This is a genomic window from Janthinobacterium sp. DSP2-3-3, from assembly GCF_049897325.1.
In the GTDB taxonomy this organism is placed as follows: Bacteria; Pseudomonadota; Gammaproteobacteria; order Burkholderiales; family Burkholderiaceae_D; genus Janthinobacterium.
In genome coordinates this window covers 46,334-61,641 of record NZ_JAFCWA010000015.1, presented here as the reverse complement: position 1 = coordinate 61,641, position 15,308 = coordinate 46,334, and the positions used below count along the sequence as shown (strand labels likewise).

General features: G+C 60.8%; 17 protein-coding genes. 4 read left to right on the top strand and 13 right to left on the bottom strand.

Annotated features, from left to right (window positions below; translation table 11 throughout):
• Positions 1 to 75 precede the first annotated feature (75 nt).
• Positions 76 to 1,410: an MFS transporter gene (locus tag ACP7DE_RS24285; RefSeq protein ID WP_426074501.1), complete on the top strand. Its 1,335-nt coding sequence runs from the start codon at positions 76 to 78 to the stop codon at positions 1,408 to 1,410.
• 120 nt (positions 1,411 to 1,530) lie between these two features.
• Positions 1,531 to 2,871 carry a hemolysin family protein gene (locus tag ACP7DE_RS24280; protein ID WP_426074500.1) on the top strand — a complete coding sequence of 447 codons (1,341 nt, stop codon included), beginning with the start codon at positions 1,531 to 1,533 and terminating at the stop codon, positions 2,869 to 2,871.
• Here the strand turns inward: ACP7DE_RS24280 and ACP7DE_RS24275 are convergent.
• From ACP7DE_RS24275 to ACP7DE_RS24250, 6 genes are read right to left on the bottom strand one after another with little or no spacing between them, the layout of a single operon-like run.
• Positions 2,868 to 3,947, bottom strand: coding sequence for an AI-2E family transporter (locus ACP7DE_RS24275; protein ID WP_426074498.1), 1,080 nt, complete (start codon positions 3,945 to 3,947; stop codon positions 2,868 to 2,870). The two genes, ACP7DE_RS24280 and ACP7DE_RS24275, sit on opposite strands and share 4 nt — an antisense overlap.
• A gap of 42 nt (positions 3,948 to 3,989) precedes the next feature.
• Positions 3,990 to 4,583 carry an SCO family protein gene (locus tag ACP7DE_RS24270; RefSeq protein ID WP_426074497.1) on the bottom strand — a complete coding sequence of 198 codons (594 nt, stop codon included), beginning with the start codon at positions 4,581 to 4,583 and terminating at the stop codon, positions 3,990 to 3,992.
• On the bottom strand, positions 4,580 to 5,479 hold the full coding sequence (cyoE, locus tag ACP7DE_RS24265; RefSeq protein ID WP_426074495.1) for a heme o synthase: 900 nt from the start codon (positions 5,477 to 5,479) through the stop codon (positions 4,580 to 4,582). Before cyoE ends, ACP7DE_RS24270 begins: the two co-directional genes overlap by 4 nt.
• On the bottom strand, positions 5,480 to 6,655 hold the full coding sequence (locus ACP7DE_RS24260; RefSeq protein WP_426074580.1) for a COX15/CtaA family protein: 1,176 nt from the start codon (positions 6,653 to 6,655) through the stop codon (positions 5,480 to 5,482).
• A gap of 18 nt (positions 6,656 to 6,673) precedes the next feature.
• Positions 6,674 to 7,303 carry an SCO family protein gene (locus tag ACP7DE_RS24255; protein WP_426074494.1) on the bottom strand — a complete coding sequence of 210 codons (630 nt, stop codon included), beginning with the start codon at positions 7,301 to 7,303 and terminating at the stop codon, positions 6,674 to 6,676.
• Positions 7,284 to 8,018, bottom strand: coding sequence for an SURF1 family protein (locus ACP7DE_RS24250; RefSeq protein ID WP_426074493.1), 735 nt, complete (start codon positions 8,016 to 8,018; stop codon positions 7,284 to 7,286). Before ACP7DE_RS24250 ends, ACP7DE_RS24255 begins: the two co-directional genes overlap by 20 nt.
• Positions 8,019 to 8,096: 78 nt before the next feature.
• On the opposite strand from ACP7DE_RS24250, the gene ACP7DE_RS24245 reads away from it, so the two are divergent.
• A complete protein-coding gene (locus ACP7DE_RS24245) occupies positions 8,097 to 8,297 on the top strand; it encodes a twin transmembrane helix small protein (RefSeq protein WP_034748996.1) in 201 nt (66 codons plus the stop codon).
• A 122-nt stretch (positions 8,298 to 8,419) separates the two neighbouring features.
• On the opposite strand, the gene ACP7DE_RS24240 is transcribed toward ACP7DE_RS24245, so the two are convergent.
• The 7 genes from ACP7DE_RS24240 to ACP7DE_RS24210 all read right to left on the bottom strand — a co-directional run bounded on the left by ACP7DE_RS24240 (position 8,420) and on the right by ACP7DE_RS24210 (position 14,495).
• Positions 8,420 to 9,280: a cytochrome c oxidase subunit 3 gene (locus tag ACP7DE_RS24240; protein ID WP_426074492.1), complete on the bottom strand. Its 861-nt coding sequence runs from the start codon at positions 9,278 to 9,280 to the stop codon at positions 8,420 to 8,422.
• 40 nt (positions 9,281 to 9,320) lie between these two features.
• On the bottom strand, positions 9,321 to 9,527 hold the full coding sequence (locus ACP7DE_RS24235; RefSeq protein WP_034749002.1) for a DUF2970 domain-containing protein: 207 nt from the start codon (positions 9,525 to 9,527) through the stop codon (positions 9,321 to 9,323).
• Positions 9,528 to 9,536: 9 nt separating this feature from the next.
• On the bottom strand, positions 9,537 to 10,109 hold the full coding sequence (locus ACP7DE_RS24230) for a cytochrome c oxidase assembly protein (protein WP_426074490.1): 573 nt from the start codon (positions 10,107 to 10,109) through the stop codon (positions 9,537 to 9,539).
• Position 10,110: 1 nt separating this feature from the next.
• On the bottom strand, positions 10,111 to 10,215 hold the full coding sequence (locus ACP7DE_RS24225; RefSeq protein WP_426074489.1) for a cytochrome oxidase small assembly protein: 105 nt from the start codon (positions 10,213 to 10,215) through the stop codon (positions 10,111 to 10,113).
• Between the two features lie 51 nt (positions 10,216 to 10,266).
• Positions 10,267 to 11,883 carry a cytochrome c oxidase subunit I gene (ctaD, locus tag ACP7DE_RS24220; protein WP_426074488.1) on the bottom strand — a complete coding sequence of 539 codons (1,617 nt, stop codon included), beginning with the start codon at positions 11,881 to 11,883 and terminating at the stop codon, positions 10,267 to 10,269.
• 12 nt (positions 11,884 to 11,895) lie between these two features.
• Positions 11,896 to 13,104: a cytochrome c oxidase subunit II gene (gene coxB, locus ACP7DE_RS24215; protein WP_426074487.1), complete on the bottom strand. Its 1,209-nt coding sequence runs from the start codon at positions 13,102 to 13,104 to the stop codon at positions 11,896 to 11,898.
• A gap of 467 nt (positions 13,105 to 13,571) precedes the next feature.
• Positions 13,572 to 14,495, bottom strand: coding sequence for a methyltransferase domain-containing protein (locus tag ACP7DE_RS24210; protein WP_426074486.1), 924 nt, complete (start codon positions 14,493 to 14,495; stop codon positions 13,572 to 13,574).
• A 57-nt stretch (positions 14,496 to 14,552) separates the two neighbouring features.
• Between ACP7DE_RS24210 and ACP7DE_RS24205 the strand changes: the two genes are divergently transcribed.
• On the top strand, positions 14,553 to 15,302 hold the full coding sequence (locus ACP7DE_RS24205; RefSeq protein WP_426074485.1) for a double zinc ribbon domain-containing protein: 750 nt from the start codon (positions 14,553 to 14,555) through the stop codon (positions 15,300 to 15,302).
• Positions 15,303 to 15,308 lie beyond the last annotated feature (6 nt).

The window sequence follows — 15,308 nt, the reverse complement described above, 5'->3', positions numbered from 1 at the left end:
ATGAAGCCTGAGACAAACACGCGCCTGTCCCTCGCCGGAAGGGCGCGACCACCATAAAAAAACAGGAGCGGCACCATGTCCACGGCAGGCAAGACGATCGATATTCCCGATCTTATCAATAACAACAAGATCGGCTCTTTCCAGATCGGCATGCTGATGCTGTGCGGGCTGTGCGTCATCATGGATGGCTTCGACGTGCAAGCCATGGGTTATGTGGCGCCCGCCATCATCGCCGACTGGCACGTCAGCAAGGCCAACCTGGGGCCCGTGTTTGGCGCTGGCCTGCTGGGCATGCTGGTCGGCTCACTCGTCTTCAGCATCACGGCCGATAAATTCGGCCGCCGTCCCGTGCTGATTGGCTCGACCATCTTCTTTTCGCTGTGCATGCTGGTCACGCCGCTGGCCACCACCATCGAGCAATTGCAGCTGATCCGTTTTATCACGGGACTGGGCCTGGGCGCCGTGATGCCGAACGCCATGGCGCTGGCCGGTGAATACAGCCCCCTGCGCAAGAAAGTCACGCTGATGATGCTGGTCTCCTGCGGTTTTACTTTGGGCGCCGTGCTCGGTGGCTTGCTGTCGGCCGCGCTGATCCCCGCATTCGGCTGGCAATCCGTGTTTTACGTGGGCGGCGTGGTGCCGCTGGTGATTGGCGTGCTGATGTTCTTCCTGCTGCCGGAATCGATGCAATTCCTGGTACTCAAGCAACGCAAACTGGACAAGGTCGCCCAATGGCTCAAACGCATCGACCCGACCGTGAGCATCACGGCCGACACGCAATACGTCGTGCATGAAAAGGAACATAAGGGCGCGCCCGTGCTGCAATTGTTTACGGGCGGCCGCGCGAAGATGACGATTTTGTTGTGGGTCATCAACTTCATGAACTTGCTGAACTTGTATTTCCTGTCGAACTGGCTGCCGACCATCGCCAAGGAAGCGGGCCTGTCCACGGCCAACGCCGTGCTGGCCGGCACGGCCCTGCAAGTGGGCGGCACCATCGGCACCCTCGTCATGGGCCAGCTGATCGACCGCTCCAGCTTCCGCCGCATCCTGCTGCCATGCTTCCTCGTCGCGGCGGTCGCCATCGCCCTGATCGGCCGTCCCGACGTGTCGCTGGCCTTTTTGTTCATTACCATTTTCATCGCCGGTTTTTGCGTGGTGGGCGGCCAGCCTGCCGTGAATGCTCTGGCGGCCAGCTACTACCCGACCACCTTGCGCTCGACGGGCATCGGCTGGAGCCTGGGCATCGGGCGCATCGGCTCCATCATCGGCCCCGTGCTCGGTGGCGAGCTGATCCGCCTAAACTGGCCCAACAGCACGATTTTCCTCGTCGTCGCCATCCCCGCCATCGTCTCGGCCGTCATGGTCTTTGCCATGCGCGGCGGACCGCAAACGGCGCTCAAAGGCTGAAAAAGCGTGAAAGACCGGCCACGCGCGCCCGCCTGCACGGGCGGGGCGCGCGGCTAAATTAGGCTATGCCGCCCTTCGTCGTTTAAGATGACGTTTTTACAGCCCATCTTTTGCGCCCCCATGCACAATGTCTTGCTAGTCCTGCTCGCCCTCTTCCTGGTCGCGCTGAACGGTTTTTTTGTTGCCGCCGAGTTTGGCATCGTCACCTTACGGCGCACGCGCATCCGCGCCATCGCCAGGACACAGGGACTACGGGGCCGCATCCTGGCCAAGGTACATGGCCAGCTGGACGCCTACCTGTCCGCCTGCCAGCTGGGCATTACCCTGGCGTCGCTGGGCCTGGGCTGGGTCGGCGAACCGGCGTTTGCCGGCTTGCTGGAACCGCTGTTCGGCGCCATCGGCGTCACCTCGCAAGAACTGATCCACGGCGTCTCGTTCGTCGTCGCCTTCAGCGTGATTTCCTTCCTGCACATCGTCGTGGGCGAACTGGCGCCCAAATCGATGGCCATCCGCAACCCGGAAGCCGTCGGCCTGTGGAGCGCGATTCCCCTGTATGGTTTCTATTGGGCCATGTATCCAGCCATTTACCTGCTCAACGCCAGCGCCAACTGGGTGCTGCGCATGGCGGGCCTGTCCGGCAAGGGCGGCCACGATGCCCATTACTCGTCCGAAGAACTCAAGCTAATCCTGCGCACCAGCCAGCCCGGCGAGAAGTTTACACGCGACGAGCGCAACATCCTGGCGCAGTCGCTTGATTTTGAACAGATGACAGTGTCGGACTTGATGCGCCCGATCAATGAAGTGATCGCCCTGCACGCCTCGAGCACGCTGGAAGAAAACCTCGACACGGTGCTGCGCAACCGCTTCAGCCGCTATCCGTATTTCGACATGAATGAAGACGATGTGCTGGGCGTGGTGCACTTGAAAGACTTGTTCTTTGCCCAGCAGGCGGGCAAACCGATCACCTCGCTCACGCCCTTTTTGCGTCCCGTGGACATCATTTCCGCGCGCACGCCGGCGCTGGAACTATTCCGCCGTTTCCGCGATGGCGCGCCCCACTTCGCCCTGATCGGCGAAAAGGGCAAACGCCCGTTGGGTTTCATCACGCTGGATAATTTGCTGGGCGCCATGGTCGGCGAAATCCGCGACGAATTTCGCCGCAATGAAAACGACTGGCTCAAGCAAAGCGACGGCACCCTGATCGGCAAGGCCAGCCTGCCCATCTTCTCGCTCGAACGCATCCTCGGCATCGATATCGAAAACGAGGAACTGGGGCTGGATGATGTGGAATCGGTGGGCGGCTTGATCATGGTCAAGCTGGGAGACATTCCGAAGCAGGGCCAGCGCATCACCTTTGTCGACTTCGACATCGTCGTCAAGAAGATGAACGGGCCCCGCATCGTGCTCATCAAGGTGATCCCCAAGCAGGAGCGCGACCTCGATGCGGATTTACGCGATTAATCTTTTTTCAAGGTAATCGTATCTTTGCCCTGCGGCACGGTGGTCTCGCCTACCGTCCACGTTTGCAGCAAGCTGTACAGCACCGCCAGCAGGGTCGGCCCGATGAAGATGCCGACGAAGCCGAAAGCCAGCACGCCGCCCAGCACGCCCAACAACACCAGCAGGAAGGGCAAGCTGCTGCCGCGACTGATCAGCATGGGTTTGACCACATTGTCCACGCCGCTGATCAGCAATCCGCCCCACACCAGCATGAAGATGCCCCAGCCCGTCTGGCCGTCATTGAACAGCCAGATGGCGGCGCCGCCCCAGATCAGGGGCGGGCCCACGGGGATCAGCGAAAAGATGAAAGTGGCCACGCCCAGCAGCGCCACGGCGGGCACGCCGGCGATCAGAAAGCCCACCACGGCCACCAGGGCTTGCGCCAGCGCCGTCCCCAGCAAGCCGTACATGACGCCGCGCACGGTGCGGCTGATGGTCAGGCCCACGCCTGGCGCGCTGTCGCCGATGATGCGGGCGGCGCCCGTCATCAAGGCACGGCTCAGTTGTTGGCCGTCGCGGTAAAGGAAGAAGCTGACGAACACGGCCAAGCTGGTCTGCGCCAGGCCCGTGCCCAGCAAGATGCCGCCGGAAGCGAGGAAATGGCGCGCCGGCTCCAGCATGGTCTTACCCAAATTCAGTAATTCCTCGCGGTCAGCGAGCAGGCGCTCCACGTAGCCAGCGATGGTTTCGCCCACCACGGGAATATTCGCCAGCCAGGCCGGCGGATGCAGGCCGCCCGATTCCAGCGCCGTACGCAACTGCTCATAGACGCGCGAGACATTGTCGGCCAGGTTGTAGGTGACAAGGGCCAGCGGCAACACAATGACCAGCACCAGGGACAGGGTCATGATGGCGGCAGCCCAGTTGCGCCGGCCTTTCAGGCGGTCGAGCAGCAGCAGGTACAGGGGCCAGCTGGAAATGCCGACGCAGGCGGCAAACAGCATGGCGGCGAGGAAAGGCCGCAAGACGAAAAAGCAGCCGATCAGCAAGAAGATGATGGCTGCCAGGCGGGCGTGCGGCTCGAAACGTTTGTCCATGTACTGCATGTCCTGAAGATGGCGCCTGGTGGCGCGACCGGGTCAGGATAGCAGAAGTTTAAGGTCGTGCGCGATGGCAGCAGGTTTTTCGCCATGGCGCACAAACAGGCGAATCTTTCCTTCGCGGTCGAACACATAGGTGCCGGCCGTGTGGTCGACCGTGTAGCTGCTATCCGTTTCGCCCTCGACCTTGGCGTAATACACCTTGAATTCCTTGGCCACCTTGGCCGTCGCGGCCGCATCGCCATATAGGCCCACGAAGCGCTTGTCGAAGGCGGGTACGTACTGCGCCAGCAATTGCTGCGTGTCGCGCTCGGGGTCGACGGTGACGAACAGCACTTGCACCTGCTCCGCCTGCGGACCCATTTCCTGCATCACCTGCGCCATGTCGGCCATGGTCGTGGGGCACACATCCGGGCATTGCGTATAGCCGAAGAACATCAGCACCAGCTTGCCCTTGTAGTCGGCCAGCGTGCGCGGGTGGCCCGTGTGGTCCGTCAGCGCGAACTCGCGCGCGTAGCCCAGGCCCGTCACGTCCGTATTCTTGAATGCCAGCTTGGGTGCGGCCGGCTTGCCGCAGCCGGCGAGGACGGCGACCAGTGCGGTCGCCAACAACAGCGTCAGGTATTTTTTCATGTTCCGAGGGGAATGTAGTGGTCGACCAGCAAGGCCGCGAACAGCAATGCCAGGTAAATGATGGAATAGGTAAAAGCTTTGCGCGCGATCAAATCCGTGTAGTGGCGGTACATCTTCCACGCGTAATACAGGAAACCGGCATTCAGCAATACAGCCGAGGCCAGGTAGATCAGGCCGCTCATGCGCACGGCAAATGGCAGCAAGGTGGTGGCCGCCAGCGCGATCGAGTACAGCCAGACGTGGAATTGCGTGAATTTCAAGCCATGCGTGACGGGCAGCATGGGCAAGCCCGAGCGCGCGTAATCGTCACGCCGGTACATGGCCAGCGCCCAGAAGTGCGGCGGCGTCCAGACAAAGATGATCAAGACCAGCAACCACGCCTGCATCGGCACGTCGTTGGCGACGGCGGCCCAGCCCAGCGCGGGCGGCATGGCGCCGGACAGGCCGCCGATGACGATATTTTGCGGCGTGGCCGGTTTCAGCACCATGGTGTAGATCAAGGCATAGCCGACAAAGGTGACAAAGGTCAGCCACATGGTCAGCGGATTGACCAGGTTGTACAAAATCGCCATGCCCAGGCCGCCGATCACCAGCGCAAACACCACCGTCTGCTTGACGCTGATGTCGCCCATGGCCATCGGGCGGCGCGCCGTGCGGGCCATGCGCGCATCGATTTCGCGCTCGGCCAGACAGTTGACGGCAAACGCGGCGCCGGCCAGCAGCCAGATGCCGAGGGTGCCGAACACCACCGCGCGCCAGTCAGGCAACTCCTCGCTGGCCAGGAACATGCCGATGACGGCGCAAAACACGGCCAGTTGCGTCACGCGCGGCTTGGTCAGCGCCCAATACTGGGCGATGCGGGGGGTAGGTTTACGGCGGATGGTTTGAGTAGTCATTTATGCGATACGGGAAGGACTGGCTGGTGCCGTGGGCACTGGCGCGGAGGCGCAAGCGCGCTTAACAGTGCGCGCAACATCGAGTTGGAATTTAGCCTTGTAGTTTAACATGGTCAGCAACAACACGAGCAGCGCCGCCCCGCCGTTATGCAGGACGGCAATCGACAATGGCCAGCTCAGGTAAATCGTCGCCAGGCCCGTGGCAGCCTGCAAGGCCAGCACCAGCGCAAGCCAGCGCGCCGTGCCGCGCAAGGACGGCAGTTTCCACGCGCGCAACACCGTATAGCCGATGCCGGCCAACACGATAAAGGCGAAGTTGCGGTGCACCCAGTGGATGGCCGTCAGCGCGGAAAACGGCAAGTAATGGCCGGCGGCCGTCTTGCCCAGCTCGCGCCACAAATGGAAACCATGCTCGAAATCCATCTCCGGAATCACCTTGCCGCCGCACAGGGGGAAATCCGTGCAAGCCAGGGTGGCGTAGTTGGTGCTCACCCAGCCACCCAGCGCGATCTGCACAGTCAACAACACGAGCGACATGACGGCCAGCGCGCGCACGGGACGCAGCACAGCAGCATCCGCGTCGGCGCGCAGCAAGGGTTTGACGGCATGATCCTGGCGCCCGCCCAGCCACGTCAGCATGGCCAGCAAGCCCATGCCCAGCAGCAAGTGGATGGTAACGATCACCGGCTGCAGCTTCAAGGTCACCGTCCAGGCGCCGAACGCACCCTGCAGGCAAACGAACAAGAACAGCGCCGTCGGCAGTGCCGGGGCGAATTCCTGCCGTTTGCTTTTCTTCCACTGGCGCCACGCCTGCACCATCATCGCCACGATCAGCACGCCAATGGCCATGGCCAGGTAGCGGTGCGTCATTTCGATCCACGCTTTCACCACCGTCACTGGCCCAGTCGGCATCAGGGTTTCCGCCGCCACGATGTGTTCGTGCGCCAGAAAAGGATTGGCCGAACCATAACAGCCTGGCCAGTCGGGGCAACCGAGGCCGGAATCGGACAGGCGCGTGAAGCCGCCAAACATGATCAGGTCGACCGTCAAAAAAACAGCGATCCACACCAGCTTGCGGTATTTATTGGCGTCCGCGGACACCCACACCATGGTCAAGGGCAGCAGTGCCACCAGCAAACCTGTCAAGCCCAGCTGGGCCAGCGCGGAGAGATGCATCGTCGGCATGCAGACTCCTCAACCGATCGCCGAAGCTTTGAGCAGCTTGGCGATGTCTTTTTTGATCTTGTTCGGGTCTGCGTCTTTCGGGAAACGCATCATCAAATTGCCCAAGGGATCGATCAAATACAAATGGTCGCGGGTCTGGCCGCCCGCCTCCACGGGCAGCCAGGCTTTCAGGGCGTCGCCATTCACGCGCAGCATGCTGGTGCCATCGAATTCGCGCATCACCAGCGTGTCGAGCGGCTGGGCATCCGTGACCAGCCAGACCCGTTCCAGGCGTTCGCGCTCCTTGCCCTGCATCAGGCGCAGTTGTTGCATGTCAAACAGTTGCTTCTTGCACGCTTCCTGGCAATCGGACGGGCCCGTTTGCAGCAGCACCCACTTGCCCTTGAATTGCGCCAGCGGCGCCGCCTTGCCGTCGAGTTCCGTCACCTGCAGCTGGGCTTCGGGTATCGGATACAAACGCGGGTCGATCAGGGCGCCGTAATTGTTGCGGCCCGTGGGCTTGATGATGTAATACGTGAAATACGAGGCGATGATGGGAAAGGCGCACACGGCCACCACGGCCAGCAGTTTCCAGCGTCCCGTATTTTGTGCCTGCTTGCCGCTGCTGTCTTGCGTTGCTTCAGGGTTGTTTGTTTGCACGTCGAAATCCTGTAAAGACAAAAAATAAAAAAGCCATCAGTGCCAGTGCATACCACTGGAATGCATAGCCGCGGTGCTTGTCGGCGCCCAGGTCGGGCGCCGGCCAGTCGCGCACGGGAAGCTGGCCAGATGCTGGCGCCGTCGCTGTCGGATTATCTGGATTATCTGGATTATCTGGAATAGCTGTTTGTTCGATGAGGAAGGGCTGCAAGGCCAGGCCGCTGGCCCGTGCCAGCTGGGCGATATCGGCATTTTGCACGATGGCCTGCGGCGCCAGGACCGGCGCCGTGCCCAGCTCCATCACGTGACCCGCGTTCAGGCGCGCGATGCCGGCAATCGTGACCGTGCCGGTGGGCGTGGCGTAGTCGGGGATGCGCGTGCGCTCGGCATTGTTGCGCGGCAGCCAACCCTGCGCCACCAGCACGTGCATGGCGGAACCGTCAATCCGGAATGGCGTGAGCACGTGGAAACCGGCCTGGCCCTTGTAGGGGCGGTTGTCCAGGTACACCGTCCAGGCGGGCACAAAATGGCCCGTGACGGTCACACGGCGATATTCGATCACTTGCGCATCGGCCGGCAGCAGAGGCGCGGCCGTCAATGCCTGGGGCGCGGCCAGGTTGCCCGCCTCCAGCCGGGCGGCGCGGGCGAGTTTCTCGTCGCCACGGCGCTGCTGCCATTGCGCCAGCGACACGCCCAGGGCCACCAGTAGCAGCATTACAACAAATGGAATCCATCTAAAATGGAAGCGGATACGCATTACAATGAAACCTCCTCAAGCCTGGCGCTACCATCCATGAAAATCCTCGTTGCCATTGCCTTCATCCTGATCCTGGGCAGCCTGGGCTCGGCCCTGTTTTTCCTGATGCGCGACAAGGGCAAGAGCAACCGCACCGTGCAGGCGCTGGCCCTGCGCGTGGGCTTGTCGATCACCCTGTTCCTGCTGATCCTGCTGGCGCACAAGCTCGGCTATATTCAGCCGACGGGAATTCATTAACGCCAGACATTGCCTGATTGGCAAATTCTTCACACTAAGAAAAAAGCCGTACCCGGGATCTCCCGGTACGGCTTTTTTCATGCTGCAGCCCGCCTAACAACGGCGCGTGCCCTGCCCCGCCATTATAACCAATACACGACCACGTACAGGCCCAGCCAGACGACGTCGACAAAGTGCCAGTACCAGGCGGCGCCTTCGAAACCGAAGTGGTGATCGGGCGTGAAGTGGCCTTTCAGCACGCGATACAGGATGACGGACAGCATGATAGCGCCCAGGGTCACGTGAAAGCCGTGGAAACCCGTCAGCATGAAGAAGGTGGCGCCGTAGATACCCGACGTCAATTTCAAGTTCAACTCGCTGTAGGCGTGCATGTATTCGTAGACTTGGAAGCCCATGAAGATGGCGCCCAGCAAGATCGTGGCGAACAGGAACAGGGCCGTCATGGCGCGGTGGCCGGCGCGCAGCGCGTGGTGCGAGATGGTCAAGGTGACGCCCGACAGCAGCAGCAAGGCCGTATTGATGGTCGGAATCCAGAACGGCGTCATGGTGGTAAATTCCTGCACCGTACCGGCCGGACCCGTATTACCCCACTGGGCGGCGAAATCGGGCCAGATCACCTTGTGGTCGAGGTCGGCCAGCCACGGCATGGAAATGCTGCGCGCATAAAACAGGGCGCCGAAGAAGGCGGCGAAGAACATGACTTCCGAAAAGATGAACCAGCTCATGCTCCAGCGGAAGGAGTGGTCGATGCGCTCGCTGTACAGGCCCTGCTCCGATTCGCGGATGGCGTCGCCGAACCAGAAATACAGCACCAGCAGGATGCCGGCCAGGCCCAGGTAATTCAGGTACGGGCCCCAGGAGACGTCGTTGACCCAGGCCGAGGCGCCGATCATGGTCAGCAGCAGGCTGGCGCCGCCCAGCATGGGCCAGCGCGACGGGCCGGGCACGAAATAATAAGGTACGGCGGCGTGGTTGGAACTCATCATCATCTCCTCAAAAACTTATAGGGTGGTTTTTTATAATTTATAAAACGACGAATTTAACAATCGAAATCAAGATGCCGATCAGGCAAGCCACCACCAGGAAGCCGGCGATGACGATGTGCACGGGATTGAGCTTGGCCGAATCCGTGTCGAAATCGCTCTTGCGGCGCAGTCCCGTGAATGACCAGACGACGGCCCGCAGCGAATACAGGAACGACGCTTTTTCAGGCTGCTTGGATTCGCCCATGCCACTCTCCTATTGGACAGCCGGCGTCTGAGCCTGGCTCAAACCGGCAATCTCGAAAAACGTGTACGACAGGGTGATGGTCTTCACCTCTTTCGGCAGGGCCGGATCGAGGAAGAACACCACCGGCATCTGCCGCGCTTCGTGGGGTTTCAAGGTCTGCTGCTTGAAGCAGAAGCACTCGACCTTCTTGAAATGCGGCGTGGCGCTCTGCGGCGCGTAGCTGGGAATGGCTTGCGCGTTCACAACGCGGTTTTGCGTGTTGACCACTTCATACATGACGGTCACCAGTTCGCCCGGATGCACTTGCATGCTCGACACGGTCGGGCGGAAGCGCCATGGTCCCTGCGCATTGCCGTCGAACTCGACGGTGATGCTGCGCGTCGTATCGACCTGCGTATTGTTATCGTAGGCCACCGTGCCATCTTTTTGCGTCAGCACGTTGATGCCCATCACTTCGCAAATCTGCTTGTAGACGGGAATCAAGGCATAGCCAAAGCCAAACATCAGGATGGCAATGACGATCAGCTTGCCCAGCATCTTGCGGTTCAGGCCGCGTGTTTCCTGTTGGATCGGCGTCGTCACGTCAGAGCCACATGCGCTTGATGAATACGGACAGGAAGAAGAAGGCCGCCAGGGCCCCCAGGATCAGCCCGGTACGCAGGTTGTTCGGTTTTTTACGTTCGGTCATGACAGGCACTTTATTCAAGACGGGCCGCAGAACACGCCGGCCCGGGATACCTCATTTCACTGTTGGCGGCGTTTCAAACGTGTGGAACGGCGCCGGGCTCGGTACGGTCCATTCCAGGCCTTCCGCGCCTTCCCATGGTTTCGCTGGCGCAGCCTTGCCGCCGCGGATGGTCGGCAAGACCACGAAGAACAGGAAGTACACTTGCATCAGGCCAAAACCGAAGCCGCCGATCGAGGCAATCATATTAAAGTCCGTGAACTGCGCCGGATAGTCGGCGTAACGGCGCGGCATGCCGGCCAGGCCCAGGAAGTGCATCGGGAAAAAGGTCACGTTGAAGGTGATCAGCGACAGCCAGAAATGGATCTTGCCGCGCGTCTCGTTGTACATATGGCCCGTCCATTTCGGCGACCAGTAGTAGAAGCCGGCGAACAGGGCAAACAGCGAACCGGCCACCAGCACGTAGTGGAAATGCGCCACCACATAATAGGTATCCTGCAGCTGGATATCGATCGGCGTCACCGCCAGGATCAAGCCCGTGAAGCCGCCCATGGTGAAGACGAAGATGAAGCCCACCGAGAACAGCATCGGCGTCTCGAACGTCATGGAACCCTTCCACATGGTGGCGATCCAGTTGAACACTTTCACTCCCGTCGGTACGGCAATCAGCATGGTCGCGTACATGAAGAACAGCTGGCTCGTCACCGGCATGCCGGTGGTAAACATGTGGTGCGCCCAGACTATGAAGGACAGGATGGCGATCGAGGCAGTGGCGTACACCATCGAAGCGTAGCCGAACAGTGGCTTGCGGGCAAACGCCGGCAGGATCTGCGAGACGATGCCGAAGGCCGGCAAGATCATGATGTAGACCTCGGGGTGGCCGAAGAACCAGAAGATGTGCTGGTACATGACGGGGTCGCCGCCACCTGCCGCGTTAAAGAAGGACGTGCCGAAATGGCGGTCCGTCAGGGTCATGGTAATGGCGCCGGCCAGCACGGGCATGACGGCAATCAACAGATACGCGGTAATCAGCCAGGTCCAGCAAAACATCGGCATTTTCATCAAGGTCATGCCGGGGGCGCGCATGTTCAAAATGGTAACGATGATGTTGATCGAACCCATGATGGACGAGGCGCCCATCAGATGCATGGCAAAAATAGCCATGTCCATGCCAGGGCCCATCTGCGTCGACAGCGGCGCATACAGGGTCCAGCCGGCAGCCGTGGCGCCGCCCGGCACGAGGAAGGACGTGGCCAGCAGGATGGCGGCCGGTGGCAGCAGCCAGAACGAAAAGTTATTCATGCGGGCAAACGCCATGTCGGATGCGCCCACTTGCAGCGGGATCATCCAGTTGGCGTAGCCGACGAAGGCCGGCATGATGGCGCCGAACACCATCACCAGGCCGTGCATGGTGGTCAGCTGGTTGAAGAATTCAGGGTGGAAAAATTGCAAGCCTGGGTGAAACAGTTCCGTACGGATCATCAGCGCCAGCACGCCGCCCGACAGCAGCATGATGAACGAGAACCACAGGTACAGGGTACCGATATCCTTGTGGTTGGTGGCAAACAGCCAGCGGCGGTAGCCGCGGGGGTGATCATGACTATGGTCGTGGGCATGGTCAGTATCGTGACCGGCGTGGTCCAAGGTGCTAGTGCTCGTGCTAGTACTCATTGCGGCTCCTAATTACTTGCGTGCAGCCACGATTTCGGCTGGTTGAACGATGTTCTCTTCGGCCTTGTTCGACCAGGAATTGCGCGTGTAAGTGATCACTGCGGCAATTTCCGTGTCGGACAGCTGTTTCCAGGCGGGCATTTCCGCTGGATACTTGCCGCTCTTTTGCCCGTTCAGCAAGACATGGATCTGTTCCGCTTTCGGACCGTTCACCAAGGCCGAGCCGTCCAGCGGCGCAAATGCACCGGGCACGCCCTTGCCTGTCGCCTGGTGGCAGACCACGCAGTTGGCCGCATACACTTTCTCGCCCTTGACCTTCAATTCATCGATGGTCCACACCTTGCTCGGATCATCGGCCAATGCCGCCATTTCCTTTTGTTTTACCTCAACCCAGGCCTTGTAGTCATCGTTTGATACGACCTTGACGACGATGGGCATGAACGCGTGCTCCTTGCCGCACAGCTCGGCGCAATTGCCGCGGAACGTGCCGATATGGTCAGCCTTGAACCAGGTATCGCGCACGAAACCAGGAATCGCATCCTGCTTCACGCCAAAGGCGGGCACGGACCAGGCGTGGATGACGTCGTTGGCCGTCAGCACCATGCGGATCTTCTTGTTGACCGGCACGACGACTTCGTTGTCGACTTCGATCAAGTAGTTTTCGCCCCGTTTTTCCGTCGGCGGCACGCCGGGCGCACCCACTTGCGAGCGCGGTGTGGCCAGATTGGAGAGGAAGGAAATACCTTCGCCTTCGCCTTTCAGGTAGTCATAGCCCCATTTCCACTGCATGCCGGTGGCCTTGATGGTAATGTCGGCGTTCGAGGTATCCTTCATGCCCACCACGGTGCGCGTGGCAGGCAGGGCCATGCCGATGACGATCAGGAACGGCACGACGGTCCAGGCGATCTCGACGGTGGTGCTTTCGTGGAAGGTGGCCGGTTTGTGGCCCAGGGACTTGCGGTGCTTGAAGATGGAATAAAACATGACGCCGAACACAGCCACGAAGATCACCAGGCAGATGATCATCATCAAGGTATGCAAATCGTAGATTTCATGGGCGATCTGTGTCGCCGGCGGTTGCAGATTCATTTCGAACGGCACGGGACCGCCGGTGCCGGGATAGGTACTGGCAGCCGGTGCCGCCGTGGCCCATCGCCCGATGCCAAACGCTGTCAAAGACAGCCCGAGCAGCAACGATTGAAGTCGCTTTGCATGTGTCATGTTTTCCCCAACCACCCAAAAATAAAGATATTTTAAACGGCTGCGGACTTCTCCGTACTGGACCGCTGCCGCTCCTCCATGAAAGCAACACGGCCAGAATACGGCCATGTGCGTCAAGCACCAGCGAATTCCATGCTGGCTGCCGCAGCAAAAAACGGCGGCGCGCAACCATGCTGGAACCCTGTTTTTCTTCCCCACCTTGAAATGGCCTCGTGTGGAAGATGGTTACTATACTAATGCAGTAACTTCGAATAAGTCTTGCTTTGTTTTTTTTATTTTGTATGCAGCCCTTGTTTTTTAGCCTTAGCAAGCTGACAAACAATCAACGATTATAATCAAGTAAACTTGAATCCATCAAGCAATAATCGGCTTTGTGCGCACCCTTCTCCTGGCCGCCGCGCGCTTTGCAACGCTACGCTGCTGCATTGACGCCCAGATGCCGACCAAGTGTCGGTTTCTTTGCCCTTTTATTTAGGCTTGCGCGGCAAATCGAAACGGATGATGGCCTCGCCATTGCGCGTCACGCGCGGCGCGGGGCGGAAGGCGTGGCCGTAGATCACCTCAAAACTCAGGCCCAGCTTGCCATCGGGACGGCGCGTTTTTTCCAGCGCATCGAGCATGCGCTGCCAGGCCGCCTTGCCCATCAGGCCGCGCCGGCGCGTGGTCAAAGGATTGCCGCCAAAGGCACGCACGTCCGCCAGCAGTTTTTCCGCCGTGTCGTAGGTGACGGTGATGATCTCCATGTCCAGCACGGGCGTGGAAAAACCCGTCTCGACCAGCATATCGCCGAAGTCGTGCATGTCGACAAAGGGCAAGGCGTGCGGATATAAATCGGCCTCGGCAAAGGCGTCGCGCACTTCGCGGAAGGTGTCGGGACCGAAGCAGGAAAACATCAGCAAGCCATCGAGGCGCAGCGCGCGCCGCCATTCGGCAAACACGCGGTCGGGCTGGGCATGCCAATGCAGCGCCAGGTTGGACCACACGAGGTCGATGCTGCCCTGCGCCAGCGGCAGGTCGCCCAGGTCGCCGCACAACAAATCCACGCCCGCCTTGGCCGGCAGCAACTTGCTGAGGAACTGGTTCAGGCTAGCCAGTTTCGACGCGGGCGCGCGCGCCGCCTGCATCATCGCTTGCGCTGCATCGAGACCGATAATCTGCGCGGCGGGATAATCCTTATGCAACTGCGCCAGGTCCGCGCCGGGGCCGCAGCCGGCGTCAAGCACGCGCAAGGGGGTGATTTTCACCAGCTCCAAGCGCTCGTGCATGCGGGCCGACACTTCACGGCGCAAAAAGTCCGACGGCGCGATGCGCGCCGGACGGGAAAAGAAATCGCGTACTTGCACCGCATCGATGGGCGCACTCATTTTGGGCGGGCTGGTGGGAACTGGCATGTTGAAACCGGTGAGGTGAGATAATGTCGGCAGTGTACATGGAAGGACGCCATCGCGATGCGGACCGCCACCCAGCACCGCCTTGATGCCGCTTGGCAGGCGCTGCGCCAGTGGCTGGGCGCCGCGCTGCTGCCGGCCCAGTGCGCGCTGTGCGGCATCGGCTGCCCGCGAGTGCTGTGTACGCCCTGCCGCGCGCAGTACGTGGGTCTGCTACGCCCCCGCTGCCGCCAGTGCGCCAATCCACTCGATGATGTGGCGACGCTGTGCGGACGCTGCCTGCGCCACAGGCCCGCGTATGACACCACGTTCACGGCATTTGATTATGCGGCGCCCGTCGACCAGTTGCTGTTGCAACTGAAATTTGGCGCGCGCCTGGCGCTGGCACCCCTGTTGGCAGAGTTGCTGCATGTTGCCATTCAGCAGCAACTGGCTTGGGATGCGCCGCAACTGCTGTGTCCTGTGCCGCTGGGTCCGGCCCGGCTGGCCGAGAGGGGCTTTAATCAGGCGCTGGAAATTGCCCGCCCGCTGGCGCGCCTGCTGGACGTGCGCCTGCAGCCGCGCCTGGCGCTGCGCGTGCGCGAAACCAGAGCGCAAAGCGGCGTGGCGCCGCAGGAACGGCAAGCCAACCTGGCGCACGCCTTCGCCATCGCGCCGGAATGCGCGGGATTATTGCAAGGATGCCATGTCGGCATCGTCGACGATGTGATGAGCAGCGGCCATACCGTCAACGCCCTGGCCATCGCCTGCAAGCGCGCGGGCGCGGTGAAGGTCAGCATCCTGGTCGTGGCGCGCACGCCGCCGCATTAGATAGAT

Bases quoted from the DNA above. Each gene is read 5' to 3' on its own strand.
- ACP7DE_RS24285 (WP_426074501.1), top strand. From the start codon at position 76: ATGTCCACGGCAGGCAAGACGATCGATATTCCCGATCTTATCAATAAC.
- ACP7DE_RS24280 (WP_426074500.1), top strand. From the start codon at position 1,531: ATGCACAATGTCTTGCTAGTCCTGCTCGCCCTCTTCCTGGTCGCGCTG.
- ACP7DE_RS24275 (WP_426074498.1), bottom strand. From the start codon at position 3,947: ATGGACAAACGTTTCGAGCCGCACGCCCGCCTGGCAGCCATCATCTTC.
- ACP7DE_RS24270 (WP_426074497.1), bottom strand. From the start codon at position 4,583: ATGAAAAAATACCTGACGCTGTTGTTGGCGACCGCACTGGTCGCCGTC.
- cyoE (WP_426074495.1), bottom strand. From the start codon at position 5,479: ATGACTACTCAAACCATCCGCCGTAAACCTACCCCCCGCATCGCCCAG.
- ACP7DE_RS24260 (WP_426074580.1), bottom strand. From the start codon at position 6,655: ATGCATCTCTCCGCGCTGGCCCAGCTGGGCTTGACAGGTTTGCTGGTG.
- ACP7DE_RS24250 (WP_426074493.1), bottom strand. From the start codon at position 8,018: ATGCTGCTACTGGTGGCCCTGGGCGTGTCGCTGGCGCAATGGCAGCAG.
- ACP7DE_RS24245 (WP_034748996.1), top strand. From the start codon at position 8,097: ATGAAAATCCTCGTTGCCATTGCCTTCATCCTGATCCTGGGCAGCCTG.
- ACP7DE_RS24240 (WP_426074492.1), bottom strand. From the start codon at position 9,280: ATGAGTTCCAACCACGCCGCCGTACCTTATTATTTCGTGCCCGGCCCG.
- ACP7DE_RS24235 (WP_034749002.1), bottom strand. From the start codon at position 9,527: ATGGGCGAATCCAAGCAGCCTGAAAAAGCGTCGTTCCTGTATTCGCTG.
- ACP7DE_RS24225 (WP_426074489.1), bottom strand. From the start codon at position 10,215: ATGACCGAACGTAAAAAACCGAACAACCTGCGTACCGGGCTGATCCTG.
- ctaD (WP_426074488.1), bottom strand. From the start codon at position 11,883: ATGAGTACTAGCACGAGCACTAGCACCTTGGACCACGCCGGTCACGAT.
- coxB (WP_426074487.1), bottom strand. From the start codon at position 13,104: ATGACACATGCAAAGCGACTTCAATCGTTGCTGCTCGGGCTGTCTTTG.
- ACP7DE_RS24210 (WP_426074486.1), bottom strand. From the start codon at position 14,495: ATGCCAGTTCCCACCAGCCCGCCCAAAATGAGTGCGCCCATCGATGCG.
- ACP7DE_RS24205 (WP_426074485.1), top strand. From the start codon at position 14,553: ATGCGGACCGCCACCCAGCACCGCCTTGATGCCGCTTGGCAGGCGCTG.